The 17,936-nt window shown below is 75.0% G+C and carries 17 protein-coding genes; 13 read left to right on the plus strand and 4 right to left on the minus strand.

Translation table 11 applies throughout. The features are described 5' to 3' along the window. Positions 1-94 precede the first annotated feature (94 nt). Entirely contained in the window at positions 95-1,207 is a 1,113-nt protein-coding gene (locus ACZ3IL_RS12005) for an alpha/beta hydrolase (protein ID WP_467389170.1), read from the plus strand. 63 nt (positions 1,208-1,270) lie between these two features. On the opposite strand, the gene ACZ3IL_RS12010 is transcribed toward ACZ3IL_RS12005, so the two are convergent. Next, on the minus strand, positions 1,271-2,284 hold the full coding sequence (locus ACZ3IL_RS12010) for an ABC transporter ATP-binding protein (protein ID WP_467389172.1): 1,014 nt from the start codon (positions 2,282-2,284) through the stop codon (positions 1,271-1,273). Between the two features lie 143 nt (positions 2,285-2,427). On the opposite strand from ACZ3IL_RS12010, the gene ACZ3IL_RS12015 reads away from it, so the two are divergent. The 5 genes from ACZ3IL_RS12015 (at position 2,428) to ACZ3IL_RS12035 (ending at position 6,570) form a co-directional block, all read left to right on the plus strand. Further along, entirely contained in the window at positions 2,428-3,114 is a 687-nt protein-coding gene (locus ACZ3IL_RS12015) for an ABC transporter permease (protein ID WP_467389174.1), read from the plus strand. Between the two features lies 1 nt (position 3,115). Next, positions 3,116-3,850, plus strand: a complete 735-nt coding sequence (locus ACZ3IL_RS12020) for an ABC transporter permease (RefSeq protein ID WP_467389176.1) — start codon at positions 3,116-3,118, stop codon at positions 3,848-3,850. Positions 3,851-3,903: 53 nt separating this feature from the next. Further along, positions 3,904-4,893 carry an ABC transporter substrate-binding protein gene (locus ACZ3IL_RS12025; protein WP_467389178.1) on the plus strand — a complete coding sequence of 330 codons (990 nt, stop codon included), beginning with the start codon at positions 3,904-3,906 and terminating at the stop codon, positions 4,891-4,893. Positions 4,894-5,023: 130 nt separating this feature from the next. Continuing rightward, complete coding sequence (locus ACZ3IL_RS12030) at positions 5,024-6,085, plus strand: hypothetical protein (protein WP_467389180.1); 1,062 nt, start codon at positions 5,024-5,026, stop codon at positions 6,083-6,085. Next, on the plus strand, positions 6,082-6,570 hold the full coding sequence (locus tag ACZ3IL_RS12035) for a GNAT family N-acetyltransferase (RefSeq protein ID WP_467389182.1): 489 nt from the start codon (positions 6,082-6,084) through the stop codon (positions 6,568-6,570). Before ACZ3IL_RS12030 ends, ACZ3IL_RS12035 begins: the two co-directional genes overlap by 4 nt. An 11-nt stretch (positions 6,571-6,581) precedes the next feature. Here the strand turns inward: ACZ3IL_RS12035 and ACZ3IL_RS12040 are convergent, their stop codons facing one another. After that, positions 6,582-7,724, minus strand: coding sequence for an NADH-quinone oxidoreductase subunit D (locus tag ACZ3IL_RS12040; protein ID WP_467389184.1), 1,143 nt, complete (start codon positions 7,722-7,724; stop codon positions 6,582-6,584). 30 nt (positions 7,725-7,754) lie between these two features. Next, complete coding sequence (locus ACZ3IL_RS12045; protein ID WP_467389186.1) at positions 7,755-8,750, minus strand: SAM-dependent methyltransferase; 996 nt, start codon at positions 8,748-8,750, stop codon at positions 7,755-7,757. Between the two features lie 96 nt (positions 8,751-8,846). Between ACZ3IL_RS12045 and ACZ3IL_RS12050 the strand changes: the two genes are divergently transcribed. Further along, on the plus strand, positions 8,847-10,049 hold the full coding sequence (locus ACZ3IL_RS12050) for a sensor histidine kinase (protein ID WP_467389188.1): 1,203 nt from the start codon (positions 8,847-8,849) through the stop codon (positions 10,047-10,049). A 29-nt stretch (positions 10,050-10,078) separates the two neighbouring features. After that, the gene (locus tag ACZ3IL_RS12055; RefSeq protein WP_467389190.1) at positions 10,079-10,759 is read left to right on the plus strand and encodes a response regulator; all 681 of its coding nucleotides are present in this window, start codon (positions 10,079-10,081) and stop codon (positions 10,757-10,759) included. Between the two features lie 99 nt (positions 10,760-10,858). Here the strand turns inward: ACZ3IL_RS12055 and ACZ3IL_RS12060 are convergent, their stop codons facing one another. Then, positions 10,859-12,064, minus strand: a complete 1,206-nt coding sequence (locus ACZ3IL_RS12060; RefSeq protein ID WP_467389192.1) for a threonine aldolase family protein — start codon at positions 12,062-12,064, stop codon at positions 10,859-10,861. 124 nt (positions 12,065-12,188) lie between these two features. Here ACZ3IL_RS12060 and ACZ3IL_RS12065 point away from each other — a divergent pair, with 124 nt between their 5' ends. Genes ACZ3IL_RS12065 through ACZ3IL_RS12085 form a run of 5 tightly spaced genes read left to right on the plus strand, consistent with a single transcriptional unit; the run spans position 12,189 to position 17,752 of the window. Next, complete coding sequence (locus ACZ3IL_RS12065) at positions 12,189-13,154, plus strand: Rossmann-like and DUF2520 domain-containing protein (protein ID WP_467389194.1); 966 nt, start codon at positions 12,189-12,191, stop codon at positions 13,152-13,154. Next, positions 13,151-14,230, plus strand: coding sequence for a pantoate--beta-alanine ligase (gene panC, locus ACZ3IL_RS12070; protein WP_467389196.1), 1,080 nt, complete (start codon positions 13,151-13,153; stop codon positions 14,228-14,230). The genes ACZ3IL_RS12065 and panC overlap by 4 nt, the downstream gene beginning before the upstream one ends. Beyond that, positions 14,227-15,924, plus strand: coding sequence for an L-aspartate oxidase (locus tag ACZ3IL_RS12075; RefSeq protein ID WP_467389198.1), 1,698 nt, complete (start codon positions 14,227-14,229; stop codon positions 15,922-15,924). The genes panC and ACZ3IL_RS12075 overlap by 4 nt, the downstream gene beginning before the upstream one ends. Next, positions 15,921-16,946 (plus strand): carboxylating nicotinate-nucleotide diphosphorylase, encoded by a 1,026-nt coding sequence (gene nadC, locus ACZ3IL_RS12080; RefSeq protein WP_467389199.1) that lies wholly within the window; start codon positions 15,921-15,923, stop codon positions 16,944-16,946. The genes ACZ3IL_RS12075 and nadC overlap by 4 nt, the downstream gene beginning before the upstream one ends. Continuing rightward, the gene (locus ACZ3IL_RS12085; protein ID WP_467389201.1) at positions 16,946-17,752 is read left to right on the plus strand and encodes a type III pantothenate kinase; all 807 of its coding nucleotides are present in this window, start codon (positions 16,946-16,948) and stop codon (positions 17,750-17,752) included. Before nadC ends, ACZ3IL_RS12085 begins: the two co-directional genes overlap by 1 nt. The last annotated feature ends 184 nt before the right edge of the window (positions 17,753-17,936 follow it).

Raw genomic sequence — 17,936 nt, forward strand, 5'->3', positions numbered from 1 at the left:
GCCGTTCCGGCTGGTGCGCCTTCTAGGACGGCACCGCGGGGAGGCGGGTTCATCGGCGTACGGGAAATTCTCGGAAAGAAGGCTCGGTCGGCTCATGGGACTCACCAGTACCAAGGTCCTCGTGCTGGCGGTCGTGGCGGCCGTGGCGCTGTTCGCGGCCACGGTGTGGCTGTGGCCGCGGCTGGCGCGCGGCGGATGGCGTGCGGTCGCGGGACGGGTGGGGCTGCTGCTCGTGACCCAGATGGCGCTGTTCGCGGCGGTGGGCCTCGCGGCGAACCGCTCGTTCCTCTTCTACGGGTCGTGGGCGGACCTGTTCGGGCAGGAGCAGCAGCCGGGCGTGGTGGTGGACCACGCGGGCGGCTCCGGGGACGTGCGGGTGGTGGGGACGCGGGCGCTCGACGTGCCGGGCGCGGGGCGTCCGGAGGTGGGCGGGCAGATCCAGAAGGTCGTGGTGGCGGGGGAGCGGTCGGGGATCGTCTCGTCGGCCTACGTGTACCTGCCGCCGGAGTACTTCCAGACGCGGTACGCGAAGCGGACCTTTCCGGCGTCGGTGGTGCTCACCGGGTATCCGGGGACGGCGGAGAACCTGATCAAGGGGCTGAAGTACCCCCGGACGGCGTACCTCCAGGCGAAGGAGGGGCGGATGCAGCCGATGGTCCTGGTGATGCTGCGCCCGACGGTGGCGCCGCCGCGGGACACCGAGTGCCTGGACGTGCCCGGGGGCCCGAAGACGGAGACGTTCTTCACGGACGACCTGCCGAAGGCGGTCTCGGAGGCGTACCGGGTGGGGAAGGAGCCTCGGAACTGGGGGTTCATGGGGAACTCGACGGGCGGGTACTGCGCGCTGAAGTTCGCGCTGCACCGCCCGGACCGGTTCGCGGCGGGGGCCGGTTTCTCGGCGTACTACCGGGCCGCGGAGGACGTGACGACCGGTGACCTCTTCCGGGGGGACGACCGGCTGCGCAAGCGGTCGGACCTGCTGTGGAGCCTGGACCACCTGCCGCAGGGGAAGTCGTCGTTCCTGGTGACGACGTCGGAGCGGGGCGAGGACAACCTGAGGGCGACGAGGGAGTTCATCAAGAAGGTGAAGCGGCCGGCGCGGGTCTCGTCGATCACGCTGGAGAGCGGCGGCCACAACTTCAACACGTGGAACCGGGAGATCCCGGCGGGCCTGGTGTGGATGGGCGGCCGGCTCAGCGCGACCTGAGGCGCGGGGGCGGGGTCCGCCCCCTGCGGCCGCCCGGTTCCGTTCCGCCGGTCCGGGGGCCGGTCACGCGGGCGGGACCGGGTCCGCCTCCTCCCGCGGGGAGGGGGTGGCCCGGCGCAGGGCGCGGTGGACGCCGGCGGGGGTGAGGACGCCGAGGGGCCGGCCGTCGGGGCCGGTGACCGTGAGGCGGCCGGTGTCGTGCTGGAGGAGCACGGCGAGCGCGTCCTTGAGGGGGGTGCCGAGGGGGACGGGGGCGCCGTCCTCGCCGCCGGAGGGTCCCCGCCCGGGGTCCCCGGCCGGCACGGGGTCGAGGTCGGCCTCGGTGACCGGGGTGACGGCCAGCCGCTTGAGGCCCCGGTCGCTGCCGACGAAGTCCGCCACGTACGGGGTGGCGGGGGCGCCGAGGACGGTGGCGGGGGTGTCGAACTGTTCGATGCGGCCCTGTCCGTAGACGGCCATGCGGTCGCCCATGCGGACGGCCTCCTCGATGTCGTGGGTGACGAGGAGGACGGTCTTGCGGACGGTGGCCTGGAGGGCGAGGAACTCGTTCTGGAGGCGTTCGCGGACGACGGGGTCGACGGCGCCGAAGGGTTCGTCCATGAGGAGGACGGGCGGGTCGGCGGCGAGGGCGCGGGCGACGCCGACGCGCTGGCGCTGGCCGCCGGAGAGCTGGGCGGGGTAGCGGGGGCCGTGGACGGCGGGGTCGAGGCCGACGAGTTCGAGGAGTTCGGCGGCGCGCGCGCGTGCGGCGGTCTTCTTCCAGCCGAGGAGGGCGGGGACGGTCGCGGTGTTGTCGAGGACGGTCCGGTGGGGGAAGAGCCCGACCTGCTGGATGACGTAGCCGATCTTGCGGCGCAGGGCGACCGGGTCGGTGCCGGCGACGTCCCGGCCGTCGACGAGGACGCGGCCCGAGGTGGGCTCGACGAGCCGGTTCACCATCATCATCGTGGTCGTCTTGCCGCAGCCGGAGGGGCCCACCAGGGTGACGAGTTCGCCCTCGGCGACCTCGAAGGAGAGGTCGTCCACGGCGGTGGTGCCGTCGGCGTACCGCTTGGTCACGTGCTCGAACCGGATCATGGTTCCCCATTCTGTCCCCCGGGCGCCGGAGGTGTGTGAAGGGCGTGTTGCCGCATTGTGGCGGTCCCGGGGGACTGTCGGTGCCGGGGGTTAGTGTCGTCACACGAGCGTTCGGGTAGGCGGGAGTTCCGGGGGGAGGGCCGATGAGCGGGTCGAACTGTCTGGTCACGAACGACTGGATCTGCGGGGAGTACCTCCGCACGCGCCGCGAGGAGCTGACGGAGGCGCTGCTCCAGCACGTGGGGATCACGGTGGCGTCCGTGCTGATCGCGCTCGTCGTCGCGGTGCCGCTCGCGCTGCTCGTGCGGGCCAGGCCCCGGTTCGCGGGGCCGGTCCTCGGCCTGACCACCCTGCTCTACACGGTGCCGTCGCTCGCGATGTTCTCGCTGCTGCTGCCGTTCTTCGGGCTCTCGGCGGCGCTCGTGGTGACCGGCCTCGTGCTGTACGCCCTGACGATCCTCGTGCGGAACACGCTGGCGGGACTCGCCGCGGTGCCGGACGAGACGCGGGAGGCGGCCCGGGGCATGGGGTACGGCTCGCTGCGGCTGCTCTGGTCGGTCGAACTGCCGCTCGCGCTGCCCGTCCTGATGGCCGGGGTGCGGATGGCGACGGTCTCCACGATCGCCCTGACGACGATCGGTTCGGTCGTCGGGCGCGGCGGCCTGGGCAATCTGATCGAGGACGCGCTGCCGTCCTTCTTCCGGGCGCAGGTCCTCGCCGCCTCGGTGCTGTGCGTGCTGCTCGCCGTCGCCGCCGACCTGCTGCTCCTGGGGCTCCAGCGGCTGCTGACGCCCTGGACCCGGGTGCGGGCCGTGCGGGGAGGCGGGTGAGGTGGGGGCCGTGACGGACGCCTGGGGCTGGCTGACCACCGGCGCGCACTGGACGGGGGAGGGCGGCATAGGGCAGCGGCTCGCGGAGCACGTGTACGTGAGCGGGGTGTCGCTCCTGGTGGCCGGGGCGCTGGCGCTGCCGCTGGGCCTGTGGCTGGGCCACCTGGGCCGGGGCGGGGCGCTCGCGGTGAACGTGTCCAACGCGGGGCGGGCGGTGCCCGTCTTCGCGGTGCTCGCCCTGTTCATGGTGTCGCCGCTGCGGAACGCCGGGTACCTGCCGACCGTGGTGGCCCTGGTGCTGTTCGCGGTGCCCCCGCTGCTCACCAACGCGTACGTGGGCGTGCGGGAGGTGGACCCGGCGGCGGTGCGGGCCGCGCGGGGCATGGGGATGACGGGGGGCCAGCTCTTCCTGCGGGTCGAACTCCCCCTCGCCCGGCCGGTGGTGATGACCGGCGTCCGCTCGGCCGCGGTCCAGGTGGTCGCCACGGCGACGGTCGCGGCCATGGTGGGCCAGGGCGGTCTGGGCCGGATCATCACGACGGGGTTCGCCACGTACGACACGGGGCAGGTGGTGGCGGGTGCCGTGCTCGTGGCCCTGCTCGCCCTCCTGGTGGAGGGGGCGCTCGTGGGCGCCGACCGGCTCCTGGGGGCCCGGGGGGCCGGAGTGCCGGGGAGCCGGAGGGGCCGGAGAGCCGCAGCCGTGAAGGGGCGCAGCTGTGAAGAACCGAAGCCGTGAAGAACCGAAGACTTGAAGAACCGAAGACTTGAAGAACCGAAGAAGCCGACTGGATGGGTGATCTCGTGAAGAGGGTCTCGCGTATCGCGGGCGCGCTGCTGGGCACGGCGGCGCTGACCGCCGCGCTCGCGGCGTGCGGTGGCGACAGCCTGGAGGACGGCAGGAAGAAGGGCCCGGGGGGCACCGGCGACGGCTCCAAGGGGTCGCTGGTGGTGGGCGCGGCGGCCTTCACGGAGTCCAAGGTCCTCGCCGAGCTGTACGCCCAGGTGCTGCGGGGCGCCGGATACTCCGTGTCCGTCACCACCGTGAAGAACCGCGAACTGTACGAACCCTCTCTGGAGAGCGGCGAGATCGACGTCGTACCGGAATACGCGGCGACGATCGCGGAATTCCTCAACGCGAAGGCGAACGGGCCGAAGGCGCCCGAGGAGAAGCCGGTCGCCTCGGGCGACGCGAAGGCCACGGTGGAGGCGCTGCGGAAGCTCGCGGAGCCGCGCGGTCTGAAGGTGCTCGCGGCCGGGGAGGCGGTCGACCAGAACGCCTTCGCGGTGTCGCGGGAATTCGCCGACAAGAACCGGCTGAAGACCCTTTCGGATCTCGGTGCCGCCAAGCTGAGGGTGAAGATCGCGGCCGGTGACGAATGCGCGGTGCGCCCCTTCTGCGCGCCCGGTCTGAAGAAGGCGTACGGGATCGACGTGGCCGGGATCGACCCCAAGGGAGTCGGTACCCCGCAGGCCAAGCAGGCCGTCAAGGACGGGGTGGACCAGCTGGTCCTGACGACCACCACGGACGCCACGATCGAGAACTACGGCCTCGTCTTCCTCGCCGACGACAAGAAGCTCCAGAACGCCGACAACGTGCTGCCCGTGGTCAACGCCGAGGACGCCGGTTCTCCCGGGATAGCCGCCGCCCTCGACAAGGTCACCGCGGTGCTGACCACAGCGGATCTCGCCGAACTCAACCGCAAGGTGGATGCCGAGCGGGCGAAGCCGGAAGACGCCGCCAAGGAGTATCTGACGGCGAAGGGGCTGCTCAAGAAGTAGGCGCGGGGCGGGGGGAGTCGGCCCGAAACGGAACCGGAACGACTGATATCCACTTCCGGTGACGAGAAGTGGCCAAGAGATTGCCGGGCCGACCCCCCACAAGTCGCCTACGCACGGTAAATTTCAGGCCATGCCACGTGGACGCCACCGCCATTCCCCGCCTCTGCACAAGCTGCTGCCGCCCTCCGCGGTCGCCGGCACCGCGGTCGTGTGCGCCGCGGTCGCCTGGCTGCCCGGAGACCTGACCGTCGTACGGCTGCTCGCGGCCGCGTCGGCCGCCGCCGCCGTCACCGGTGCCGTCCTCATGCGCGGCTGGGACCGGAGCGCCGGACTGCGGGTCGCCGAACTCTCCCGGGCGCGCGCCGCCGACCAGTGGAAGGCCGAGGAGCGGGTCGCCGAACTGGAGTCCGACCTGGAGGAGGCCCGCGCGCTGCGGGCCCGCCTCGACGCCAAGCTCCGCGCCAAGCGCGTCGAACTCGCCGGACTGCGCGGCGAACACGCCGACCTGCTCCGCCGGTACGCCACCGCCGAGACCGAGCGGGCCAGCGCCCTGGAGGGCCGCCGCGTCCTCGCCCTGGAGGCCCACGGCACGTCCGGCTCACCGGGCGGAGGAGCCCGCGCGCTGCCGGCCGGCGGCTCCACGCCCACCCCGGAGACGTTCCGCCGCGCCGCCGAGGCGCTCCGCGACCTCCCCCGCAACGCCGCCGCCCAGCAGGCCCGCCGCACCACCGGGGCGGCCCGCGCCCGTGACCTCGCCGAGCGCGCCCGGGAGACGGACGAGCAGCGGGGCAGGCACGCGGCGGCCACCGGCACCGGGCGGGGCGCCCGTCCGGCCGTCCTCGCGCTCCCGCCCGTCGGCACCGTCGGCGTGCCCGTCGCGGCCGCGATCGTCCCGTACACGGCCCGCAGGTCCGCCCCGCGCCCCGAGGGCGGCTTCGACTTCTTCGGCACGCAGAAGACGGCGGACGCCATCGAGGCCGTGCAGAACACGGACCTCGCCGACGTCGTGGGCGAGGAGGTGCTGGCCGAGGGGACCGCGCCCGGCGCCCCGTCCCTCACCCCGGCCGCCGCCCCCGCCGTCCCCCGCACCCCGGCGCCGCCCCGGACGATCGGCCAGGTCATCGACCTGACCGCGCACGACGAGACGGAACAGCTCGACCTGGCGGAGCTGCGCGGGGCCGTGAACTCGTGACGCACCGCCTCACCGCCTTCCCCGCCGGTGAGGTCGCCCGCCGCCGGGACGAACTCCTCGGCCTGTGCGCCCTGGCCTTCGGCGGCGCCCCCTGGCACGAACCGCGGTCCGGCACCGTGCGGACCGTGGAGCGGCTGCTCGGTTCGGCGGTCGGGCGGCCCGACTTCCGGGCCGTCGCCGCGTTCGGGCCCGACGGCGGACTGCGGGGGTTCGCGGCGGGCTGGACCGACACCGCCCTGACCGGCCGGGAGCCCGCCTTCGAGCTCGCCGAACTCGTCGTCGCCCCGGCCCACCAGGGCGCCGGCCTCGGCCGGGCCCTCCACGACGCGCTCCTCACGGGCCTGGCCCCCGGCTCCCGCCTCCTGATGACCCTGGACGTGCCGGAACTGACGAAGCGGTACGAACGCTGGGGCTGGGCCGTCGTCGGCCGGCGGACGCCCGGCACCCCGGGCCGCGCGTACGCCGTGATGCGCCGCGAGGACTGAGCGCCGGGCCCCTACTTGTCGATGTCGCCGACGACGAAGAAGAGCGAACCCAGGATCGCCACCATGTCGGCGACGAGCGTCCCCGGCAGCAGCTCGGCCAGTACCTGGACGTTGTTGAACGAGGCCGACCGCAGCTTGAGCCGGTAGGGGGTCTTCTCGCCCTTCGACACCAGGTAGTAGCCGTTCACGCCGAGGGGGTTCTCGGTCCACGCGTACGTGTGGCCCTCCGGCGCCTTGAGCACCTTCGGCAGCCGCTGGTTGACCGGCCCCGGCGGCAGCTCCTCCATCCGGTCCAGGCAGGCGTCCGCCAGGTCCAGGGAGTTGTGCGTCTGTTCGAGCAGGCACTCGAACCGGGCCAGGCAGTCGCCCTCCCGCCGCACCGCGACCCGCAGGACGTCGCCCAGCTCCCCGTACGCCAGGTACGGCTCGTCCCGGCGCAGGTCGAAGTCGACGCCCGACGCGCGGGCGATGGGCCCCGACACCCCGTAGGAGTGGACCGCCGCCTCCGACAGGACCCCGATCCCGCGCGTGCGGCCCCGGAAGATCTCGTTGCCGAGGACGAGCCGGTCGTACACGTCCATCCGCGACCGCACGTCCGCGACGGCCCGCCGCGTCCGCTCCGTCCACCCGGCGGGCAGGTCCTCCTTGAGGCCGCCGACCCGGTTGAACATGTAGTGCATCCGCCCGCCGGACGCCTCCTCCATCACCGCCTGGAGCTCCTCGCGCTCCCGGAAGGCGTGGAAGACGGGCGTGATGCCGCCGAGTTCGAGGGGGTACGAGCCGAGGAACATGAGGTGGTTGAGGACCCGGTTCAGCTCGGCGAGGAGCGTACGGGTCCACACGGCGCGCTCCGGGACCTCCATGCCCAGCATCCGCTCGACGGCCATCACCACCCCCAGCTCGCTGGAGAAGGCGGACAGCCAGTCGTGGCGGTTGGCCAGCATGACGATCTGCCGGTAGTCCCGCGCCTCGAAGAGCTTCTCCGCGCCCCGGTGCATGTAGCCGACCACCGGCTCCGCCGACCGGATCACCTCTCCGTCGAGGACGAGCCGGAGCCGGAGCACGCCGTGGGTCGAGGGATGCTGCGGCCCGATGTTCAGCACCATGTCGGTGCTCTCCGCCGCGCCGCCGATTCCGACCGTCGTCTCCGTCATGCGGCCAGTATCTCCCGTACGGGAGGCCCCCTACGGCCCGTCCGTCCCCCGCACCCGCCGGGTCAGCCAGAGGAAGTCCCCCAGGCCCCCGCGGGCGGTGAGCTCGGCCGCCGCGCCGGCGGAGGCGAGGGCCGCGACGTATCCGGCGGGGTCGGACGAGGCGAGCGCGAGGGGCGGCCGTTCCCCGGAGACCCCGAGCCGCCGCAGCGCCTCGCGCTGGGTGACCAGCTCCACGTCCTCCCCGGCGGCCCCGCCGCAGGCGGCCGCGCACGCGTCGAGGGCCACGTGGGACGTCAGGTCGCAGGAGCCGTCCGGGACCGGGGGCACCTCGCGGCCCGCGCGGAAGCCGGTCAGGGAGCCGAAGGGCGGCCGGGCGTCCCGCACGTGCGCGTAGTCCACGGCCACCGCGCGGCCCTCCGCGAGCGAGGCCACCGCCGCCGCCCAGGCCTCGTCCCGGGGCCGCCCGATCTCGGCCCGGGCACCGGGCTCCCGCAGGGGCCACCAGCGCTCCAGCCACTCCGCGTCCGCGCCGGAGACGGGCGCGCCGGGCCGTTCCGCGCCGTCCGGGCGGACCTCCACGTACCGGACCGTGCCCGCCGCGTCCGCCTCGGCCACGTCCACCGGCACGTTGTCGAGCCACTCGTTGGCGAACAGCAGTCCGCGCGTCCCGCGCGGCGGCCGGTCCGTCCACTCCACCCGGGGGTCGAGCCCGGACGGGCGGGCGGCGCGCTCCACCGCGACCGCCCGCACCGAGAGGCCACTGCCGGAGACCGCCGCGAGCACCGCCGTGAGCAGCTCCCCGCGTCCCGCGCCCACGTCCACCAGGTCCACCCGGTCCGTCCCCAGTTCCCCGGCGACCTCGCCGAGCAGCCGGGCCACGGCCCCCGCGAAGAGGGGCGAGGCGTGCACCGAGGTCCGGAAGTGCCCCGCGGGCCCCCCGGGGCGCAGATAGAAGCCCCCGGGGCCGTACAGCGCCCGTTCCGCGGCCGCCCGCCACCCCCGCCACCGACACGTCTCATCCGTCACGCGTCCCAGTCTCCACCTCCGGGAGTAGAGGTCCGGAGCCGAGGATCGCCCCCACGGTTGATCCCCCGCCCGCCTCCTTTGCCTACTCTGGGTGACGTGCAGCGCCTCTACGACTTCCTCCGCAGACACCCGACGGGCGTCGACGGCTTCTGGGCCCTCGTGCTCTTCGGGTTCTCCCTGCTGTGGGTGGGGTCGACCTACCCGGCGATCGACCACCCCGTGGCGTACGGAGGCGTCGCCGCGCTCCTCTCCCTGGTCGTGGCCCTGCGCCGGCGGGCCCCCGAGAAGATGCTGCTGCTCACCGTCGCGCTCGGCCTCGTCCAGCTCGCCTTCGGCCTGGTCCCGTTCGTGGCGGACTTCGCCATGCTCGTGATCATCCACACGGTCGCGGCGCACGCCGGGCCGCGCTGGGCGTCCCGGCTCGCCCTCGTGGGCGGGCTGAGCGCGTCCCCCCTCTCCCAGCTGCGCTGGCCGTCCACGGAGTTCAGCTCGTGGGCGGTCCGGGTCTTCTTCACGGTCATGATGGCCGTGCCGTTCGTCCTCGCCTGGGTCCTCGGCGACTCGCTGCGCACCCGCCGCGCCTACTTCGCGCAGCTGGAGGAGCGGGCCTCGCGCCTGGAGCAGGAGCGCGAGGCCCAGGCGAAGGTCGCGGTCGCGGCCGAGCGGGCCAGGATCGCCCGCGAACTGCACGACGTCGTCGCGCACAACGTGTCGGTGATGGTGGTCCAGGCCGACGGCGCCGCCTACGTCATGGACGCCTCCCCGGAGACCGCGAAGCAGGCCCTGGAGACCATCTCCGGCACGGGCCGGCAGGCGCTCGCGGAGATGCGCAGGCTCCTCGGCATCCTGCGCACCGGGGAGCACGAGGAGGCCGGGGAGTACGTGCCGCAGCCCGACGTGAAACAGATCGAGGACCTGGTCGAGCAGGTCCGCGGCGCCGGCCTCACCGTCGACTTCGCGATCGAGGGGAGCCCGCGCCCGCTGCCCAGCGGCGTCGAGCTCACCGCGTACCGGATCGTGCAGGAAGCCCTCACCAACACCCGCAAGCACGGCGGCCCCGACGTGGGCGCCAGCGTCCGGCTGGTCTACTTCGACGACGGTCTCGGCCTGCTCGTCGAGGACGACGGCCGGGGCGCGCCCCAGGGGATGTACGAGGACGGGGGCGCCGACGGGCGGGGCCACGGCCTGATCGGCATGCGGGAGCGGATCGGCATGGTCGGCGGCACCCTGGACGCGGGCCCGCGCCCCGGCGGGGGCTTCCGGATCAGCGCCCTGCTCCCCCTCAAACCCGCCCACTGACGCACCCCGACCCCTGAGGAACCGCCCTTATGCAGCCCATCCGCGTGATGCTCGTCGACGACCAGGCGCTGCTGCGCACCGGCTTCCGCATGGTGCTCGCCGCCCAGCCGGACATGGAGGTGGTGGCCGAGGCGGGTGACGGGGTCGGGGCCCTGGAGGCGCTGCGGACCACGGCGGTCGACGTCGTCCTGATGGACGTGCGCATGCCGAAGCTGGACGGGGTGGAGGCGACCCGGCGGATCTGTGCCGACCCCGACGCCCCGAAGGTGCTGATCCTGACCACCTTCGACCTCGACGAGTACGCCTTCTCCGGTCTGAAGGCGGGGGCGAGCGGCTTCATGCTGAAGGACGTGCCGCCGGGAGAGCTGCTCGGCGCGATCCGTTCGGTGCACAGCGGGGACGCCGTGGTGGCGCCCTCGACGACCCGCCGGCTCCTCGACCGCTTCTCGCCCCTGCTGCCGTCGGCGGGCAAGGAGCCCGAGCACAGCGGACTGGGCCGCCTCACGGAGCGGGAGCGCGAGGTGATGATGCTGGTCGCGCAGGGCCTGTCGAACGGCGAGATCGCCGCCCGTCTCGTCCTCTCCGAGGCGACGGTGAAGACGCACGTGGGCCGCATCCTGACCAAGCTGGGCCTGCGCGACCGCGTCCAGGTCGTGGTCCTGGCGTACGAGTCGGGCCTGGTCAGGGCGGGCGGCGGGGGCCGGGGCTGACGGGACGGCGTCCCGGCGTCCTGGGGTCCCGATGTCCCGGGCCCCCGGCGCTGCCGGGCCTCCGGCGCTGCCGGGACCCGGCCCCCGGCCCCCGGGCCCTCAGCGCCCGACGCGCGACAGGAAGTCCCGTACCGCCTCCCGCACCTCGGCCGCCGTCCACTCCAGGCCCGGCCCCGCCACCGTCAGCTCCGTCACGGCCACCCCCGGCGGGCCGCCCGCCCCCGGGGCGGACCAGCGGCGGAAGAGGGCGGTGCCGGTGGCCTCGGTCTGGGCGAGGGCCGCCGCCGTCAGGGTCTCGGGGGCGTACGGGAGCCAGACCTGGAACTGGTGGGTGTGCGGGACCTCCGGACGGACCCGGAACCAGCCCGTGCCCGCCTCCGCGAGCGCCTCCCGGACCGCGCCGGCCACCACGCGCGCGTGGGCCGCGTACGCGGGCAGCCGGGGCAGTTCGACGTCCAGCCCCCGCAGCGCGGAGAGCGCCGCCGGGTACTGCTGGAAGACCTGGCCGCCGTACCGGTGCCGCCAGACCCGGGCCTCGTCCATGACGTCCGCGGGCCCGGCGAGCGCGGCCCCCGACAGGCCGCCGAGGGACTTGTAGAACGACACGTACACGCTGTCGGCGAGCCCCGCGACCTCCGGGAGCCCCCGCCCGAAGTGCGCCGCGCACTCCCACAGCCGGGCACCGTCGAAGTGGACCACCGCGTCCCGTTCCCGGGCCGCCTCCACCACCCCGGTCAGCTCCTCCCAGGCGGGCAGCGCGAAACCGGCGTCCCGCAGCGGCAGCTCCAGCATCAGCGTCCCGAACGGCTCCGGATGGTCCCGCACCTCCTCGGCCGTGGGCAGCCGGGGCGCGTCGCGGAAGAGGACGGTGCGGAGCCCGGAGACCGCCCCGAGCGCCCCGCCCTCGTGGACCTCCGGGTGGGCCAGCGGATGGAGGGCGACGACCGGGTTCCCGGTGCGCCCCGCCCAGCAGCGCAGCGCCACCTGCTGGGCCATGGTGCCGGTCGGGAAGAAGACGGCGTCGGGGAGGCCCAGCTCCCCGGCGACCCGCCGCTCCAGCGTCTCCACCGGGCCGTCCCCGTACGTGTCGGGCAGAACCCCGCCGTACCCGGCCTCCTCCGCCCAGCCGGCCAGCTCGCGCAGCCGCTCCCCGACCGTGCCGTCCGTCGGGGCGTGCCACAGCTTGCGCCGGGCGCCGCCCCAGACCTTCGCCCGGTGCGGCCCGGCCGCCTCCTCGTCCGCCGGGCCGACGGCGCCCACGGGGGCCGCGGTGTTCCCGGCGTCTCCGCTGTCCACAGGATTCATGAGCCGATCATCACACCACCGCCCCGCCCTGTGGACGGCCACGGAGGGGCGCGCACCGCTGGCGTAGCATGACCAGAAATCGTCCGGTACCCGCCGAGGACTGGAACGGAAGGCCGTCCCCACCGTGAACGCACCAGCAGCGCCAGAGCCCCGAGCCGGGGACCGACCCGCCCGGCTCACCGTCGGAGTCGTCGGCGCCGGCCGGGTGGGCCCCGCCCTCGCCGCCTCCCTCCGGCTCGCGGGACACCGTCCCGTCGCCGTCTCCGCCGTCTCCGACGCCTCGCGGAAGCGCGCCGCCGTGCTCCTGTCGGACGTCCCGGTCGTGGAGCCCGCCCGCGTCCTCGCCCTCGCCGACCTGGTCCTGCTGACCGTGCCGGACGACGCCCTGCCCGGCCTCGTCGAAGGGCTCGCGGACACCGGGGCCGTACGGCCGGGACAGCTGATCGCGCACACCTCGGGGCGGTACGGGACACGGGTCCTCGACCCCGCCCTCCGGGCCGGCGCCCTGCCGCTCGCCCTGCACCCCGCCATGACCTTCACCGGCACCCCCGTGGACGTCCAGCGGCTCGCCGGCTGCTCCTTCGGGGTGACCGCCCCCGAGGAGCTGCGGCTCGCCGCCGAGGCCCTGGTGATCGAGATGGGCGGCGAGCCCGAGTGGATCGCCGAGGAGGCCCGCCCGCTCTACCACGCGGCCCTCGCCCTGGGCGCGAACCACCTGGTCACCCTGGTGGCCCAGTCGATGGAACTGCTCCACAAGGCCGGGGTCGCCGCCCCCGACCGGATGCTCGGCCCCCTCCTGGGCGCCGCCCTGGACAACGCCCTGCGGTCCGGCGACGCGGCCCTCACCGGCCCCGTCGCGCGCGGTGACGCCGGTACGGTCGCCGCCCACGTCGCCGAACTGCGCGCGCACGCCCCCGGCGCCGTCGCCGGCTACCTGGCGATGGCCCGGACGACCGCCGACCGGGCGCTGGCGCACGGCCTGCTCAAGCCCGAGCTGGCCGAGGACCTGCTGGGGGTGCTCGCCGACGGATCGGCGGGCGCGACCGGCACCACCGGGTCCGGCGACGGGCCGCGAGGAGACGACCGATGAGCCCGTCCGACCGCGCCGCCACCGGCCGCGCCGCCACCGGCCGGCCCGCCCGCCACGAACCGGCCGAACTGGTCTCCACGGCCGGGCAGCTCCGTACCGCCGCCGCCCGCCACGGCGCCCCCGGACGCAACGCCGTGGTCATGACCATGGGCGCGCTCCACGAGGGCCACGCCACCCTGATCCGCGCCGCCCGCGCGCGGGTGGGGGAGGAGGGCTTCGTCGTCGTCACCGTCTTCGTCAACCCGCTCCAGTTCGGCGCGGGCGAGGACCTCGACCGCTACCCGCGCACCCTCGACGCCGACCTGGAGCTGGCCTTCGGCGCGGGCGCGAGCGTCGTCTTCGCGCCCTCCGCGGAGGAGGTCTACCCGGGCGGCGAGCCCCAGGTCCGGATCACCGCCGGCCCCATGGGCGAACGCCTCGAAGGCGCCTCCCGGCCCGGCCACTTCGACGGCATGCTGACCGTCGTCGCCAAACTGCTCCACCTCACCGGCCCCGACCTGGCGTTCTTCGGCCAGAAGGACGCCCAGCAGCTGGCCCTGATCCGGCGCATGGTCCGCGACCTGAACTTCCCGGTCGAGGTCGTCGGCGTGGAGACCGTCCGCGAGGACGACGGCCTGGCCCTCTCCAGCCGCAACCGCTACCTGTCCGCCGGGGAGCGCCGCACGGCCCTCGCGCTGTCCCGCGCCCTGTTCGCCGGCCGGGAGCGGCTCGCCGCCCAGGAGGCGCTGCGCGCGCGTGCCACCGCCCTGCCCGGCGCACGGGACCGGGCCGGCGACCGCGCCGAGGCGCTCTCCCGGCTCGGCGAGGCACGGGCCGCCGCCGACGCCCACGCGGTCGCCCAGGCCACCGGGTGCGGCGGCGCCGAGGCCGTGCGCGCCGCGGCCCGCGCCGTCCTGGACGAGGCCGCCGCGGCCGAACCGCCGCTCGTCCTCGACTACCTGGCCCTGGTCGACCCGGCCGACTTCACCGAGGTCGAGGACGGTCACACCGGGGAGGCGGTCCTCGCCGTCGCCGCGCGCGTGGGGAGCACACGGCTCATCGACAACGTCCCCCTCACCCTCGGAGCCGCCACGTGACCGGAACCCGGCTGCACGCCCCCGAACCGGGCTGGTCCCTCGACGCCGACGTCGTCGTGGTCGGCTCCGGCGTCGCCGGCCTCACCGCCGCCCTGCGCTGCACCGCCGCCGGGCTCCGCACGGTCGTCGTCACCAAGGCCACCCTCGACGACGGCTCCACCCGCTGGGCCCAGGGCGGCATCGCCGCCGCGCTCGGCGAGGGCGACACCCCCGAACAGCACCTGGACGACACCCTCGTGGCCGGCGCCGGGCTCTGCGACGAGCGGGCCGTGCGGACCCTGGTCACCGAGGGCCCCGACGCCGTCCGCCGGCTGATCGAGACCGGCGCCCACTTCGACACGACCTCCGGGGGCGAGCTGTCGCTGACCCGCGAGGGCGGCCACCACCGGCGCCGGATCGCCCACGCGGGCGGCGACGCGACCGGCGCCGAGATCTCCCGCGCGCTGGTCGGGGCGATACGCGACCGGGGCGTGCGCACCGTCGAGCACGCCCTCGTCCTGGACCTCCTCACGGACGCCGAGGGCCGGACGGCCGGGGTCACCCTGCACGTCATGGGCGAGGGACAGCACGACGGCGTCGGCGCCGTCCGCGCCCCCGCGGTGGTCCTCGCCACCGGCGGCATGGGCCAGATCTTCTCCGCGACCACCAACCCGCCGGTCTCGACCGGCGACGGCGTGGCGCTCGCGCTGCGCGCCGGGGCCGAGGTCTCCGACCTGGAGTTCGTCCAGTTCCACCCGACCGTGCTCTTCCTGGGCGCGGACGCCGAGGGGCAGCAGCCGCTGGTCTCCGAGGCGGTGCGGGGCGAGGGCGCGCACCTGGTCGACGCCGACGGGGTCCGCTTCATGCTGGGGCAGCACGAGCTGGCCGAGCTGGCGCCCCGGGACGTCGTCGCCAAGGCGATCACGCGCCGGATGCGGGAGCGGGGCGCCGAGCACATGTACCTCGACGCCCGTCACTTCGGGGCCGGGATGTGGGAGCGGCGCTTCCCGACGATCCTGGCCGCCTGCCGCGCCCACGGCATCGACCCGGTGACCGAGCCGGTCCCGGTGGCCCCCGCCGCCCACTACGCCTCCGGCGGCGTCCGCACGGACCTGTACGGCAGGACCACCGTCCCCGGCCTGTACGCGTGCGGGGAGGTCGCCTGCACGGGCGTCCACGGCGCCAACCGGCTCGCCTCGAACTCGCTCCTGGAGGGCCTGGTCTTCGCCGAGCGGATCGCGGACGACATCGCCGCGAACGGCCCGCACCGCGAGGGGACGCCAGTCCCGGCCGCCCCGGCGCGGACGGTGCCGGTGCCCGACCCCGCGCTGCGCCCCGTGCTCCAGCGGATCATGAGCGCGGACGCGGGCGTGCTGCGCTCCGGCGAGAGCCTGCGCAGGGCGGCCGGGGCCCTGGAGTCCCTGGGCGCGGACACCGCCGCGGGCCACCCGGGCAAGGCGGCCGAGCCGTGCACCGAGGCCTGGGAGGCGGCCAACCTCCTGGAGGTCGCCGGCGCCCTGGTGACGGCCGCCCTCGCCCGCGAGGAGACCCGCGGCTGCCACTGGCGCGAGGACCGGCCCGAACGCGACGACGAAGCGTGGCGACGCCACCTGATCGTGCGGCGCTCCCCCCGCGGCGCGCTCGCCGTCCGCCCCACCGCCACCGCGGACCTTCCCCCCGTAACCGCCCGTCCAGCCGAGGAGACGCAGTCGTGAGCACGCCCGAGGAAGCCCGTCCCGAACCCGTGGACGTCCCTCTCATCCAGATCAGCGCCTCCGGACCGGCCGCAGAGGAGGCCGGCGGCTGCGGCGACGGCTGCGGCTGCGGCGGCGCCGAGGAGTTCGAGTGCGGGCTCGACCCGGCGCTCGCCGCGCTGCTCGCCGAGGCCGGCCTCGACCCGGTCCAGGTCGAGGACGTCGCCCACCTGACGATCGCCGAAGACCTCGACGGCGGGGTGGACGTGACGACCGTGGCGACCGTCCCCGAGGAGGCCGTCGCCACCGCCGACTTCACCGCCCGCGAGGCCGGCGTGGTGGCCGGCCTGCGGGTCGCGGAGGCGGTCCTGTCGATCGTCTGCACCGACGAGTTCGAGGTCGAGCGGCACGTCGAGGACGGCGAGCGCGTCGAGGCCGGGACCGTGCTCCTGAGCGTGACCGCCCGCACCCGCGACCTGCTCACCGGCGAGCGCGGCGCGCTCAACATCCTGTGCCGCCTCTCCGGCATCGCCACCGCCACCCGCGCGTGGGCCGACGCCCTGGAGGGCACGGGGGCGAAGGTCCGCGACACCCGCAAGACGACCCCGGGCCTGCGCGCCCTGGAGAAGTACGCGGTCCGCTGCGGCGGCGGCGTCAACCACCGCATGTCGCTCTCCGACGCGGCCCTGGTGAAGGACAACCACGTGGTGGCGGCCGGCGGCGTGGCCGAGGCCTTCAAGGCCGTGCGCGAGCTGTTCCCGGAGGTGCCGATCGAGGTCGAGGTCGACACGATGCACCAGGTCCGCGAGGTCCTGGACGCGGGCGCCGACCTGATCCTGCTCGACAACTTCACCCCGGAGGAGACCGAGGAGGCCGTGGCGCTCGTCGCGGGCCGCGCCGTCCTGGAGTCCTCGGGCCGCCTGACCCTGGAGAACGCGGCGGCGTACGCGGCGACCGGCGTCGACTACCTGGCGGTCGGCGGCCTCACCCACTCCTCCCCGATCCTCGACATCGGCCTCGACCTGCGCGAGGTGCGGGCCTGATGCTGCTCACCATCGACGTCGGCAACACGCACACGGTCCTCGGCCTCTTCGACGGGGACGAGATCGTCGAGCACTGGCGGATCTCCACGGACCCGCGCAGGACCGCCGACGAGATGGCGGTCCTGCTCCAGGGCCTCATGGGCATGCACCCGCTGCTGGGCGTCGAGCTGAGCGACGGCATCGAGGGCATCGCGATCTGCGCGACGGTCCCCTCGGTGCTGCACGAGCTGCGCGACGTGACCCGCCGGTACTACGGGGACGTGCCGGCGGTCCTGGTCGAGCCGGGGGTGAAGACGGGCGTCCCGATCCTCATGGACAACCCCAAGGAGGTCGGCGCCGACCGCATCGTCAACGCGGTCGCGGCGGTCGAGCTGTACGGGGGCCCGGCGATCGTCGTGGACTTCGGCACGGCGACCACGTTCGACGCGGTCAGCCCGCGCGGCGAGTACGCGGGCGGGGCGATCGCGCCGGGCATCGAGATCTCGATGGAGGCGCTGGGCGTCCGGGGCGCGCAGCTGCGCAAGATCGAGCTGGTCCGCCCGCGCAGCGTGATCGGCAAGAACACGGTCGAGGCGATGCAGTCCGGCATCGTCTTCGGGTACGCCGGGCAGGTGGACGGCATCGTGGGCCGGATGAAGCGGGAACTGGCCGGTCCCCAGGGCGACCCGTCCGCGGTGAAGGTGATCGCGACGGGCGGCCTGGCGCCGATGGTCCTCGCCGATTCGAAGGAGATCGACGAGCACGAGCCGTGGCTGACCCTGATCGGCCTGCGCCTGGTGTACGAGCGGAACGCCTCGCGCATGTGAGGTGCGGCCTCCCCGGCGGCTCCCCGCCGACGGCCTCGCACCGACGGCCTCGCGTCGGCCCCTCCGCGTCTACGGCCTCGCACCGACGGCCTCGCGCCAGCCCCCTCCCGGCGGCCCGGGGGCGCGGTGCGGGGCGCCGTCGGCCGGGCCTCCCGGACGTCCCGCCGACGACGCGCCGAAAATG

This window comes from Streptomyces sp. NPDC014907 (assembly GCF_055562975.1).

Excerpts from the sequence above, each read along its gene's own strand:
- ACZ3IL_RS12005 (WP_467389170.1), top strand. The coding sequence starts at position 95 with ATGGGACTCACCAGTACCAAGGTCCTCGTGCTGGCGGTCGTGGCGGCC.
- ACZ3IL_RS12010 (WP_467389172.1), bottom strand. The coding sequence starts at position 2,284 with ATGATCCGGTTCGAGCACGTGACCAAGCGGTACGCCGACGGCACCACC.
- ACZ3IL_RS12015 (WP_467389174.1), top strand. The coding sequence starts at position 2,428 with ATGAGCGGGTCGAACTGTCTGGTCACGAACGACTGGATCTGCGGGGAG.
- ACZ3IL_RS12025 (WP_467389178.1), top strand. The coding sequence starts at position 3,904 with ATGGGTGATCTCGTGAAGAGGGTCTCGCGTATCGCGGGCGCGCTGCTG.
- ACZ3IL_RS12030 (WP_467389180.1), top strand. The coding sequence starts at position 5,024 with ATGCCACGTGGACGCCACCGCCATTCCCCGCCTCTGCACAAGCTGCTG.
- ACZ3IL_RS12040 (WP_467389184.1), bottom strand. The coding sequence starts at position 7,724 with ATGACGGAGACGACGGTCGGAATCGGCGGCGCGGCGGAGAGCACCGAC.
- ACZ3IL_RS12055 (WP_467389190.1), top strand. The coding sequence starts at position 10,079 with ATGCAGCCCATCCGCGTGATGCTCGTCGACGACCAGGCGCTGCTGCGC.
- ACZ3IL_RS12060 (WP_467389192.1), bottom strand. The coding sequence starts at position 12,064 with ATGAATCCTGTGGACAGCGGAGACGCCGGGAACACCGCGGCCCCCGTG.
- panC (WP_467389196.1), top strand. The coding sequence starts at position 13,151 with ATGAGCCCGTCCGACCGCGCCGCCACCGGCCGCGCCGCCACCGGCCGG.
- ACZ3IL_RS12085 (WP_467389201.1), top strand. The coding sequence starts at position 16,946 with ATGCTGCTCACCATCGACGTCGGCAACACGCACACGGTCCTCGGCCTC.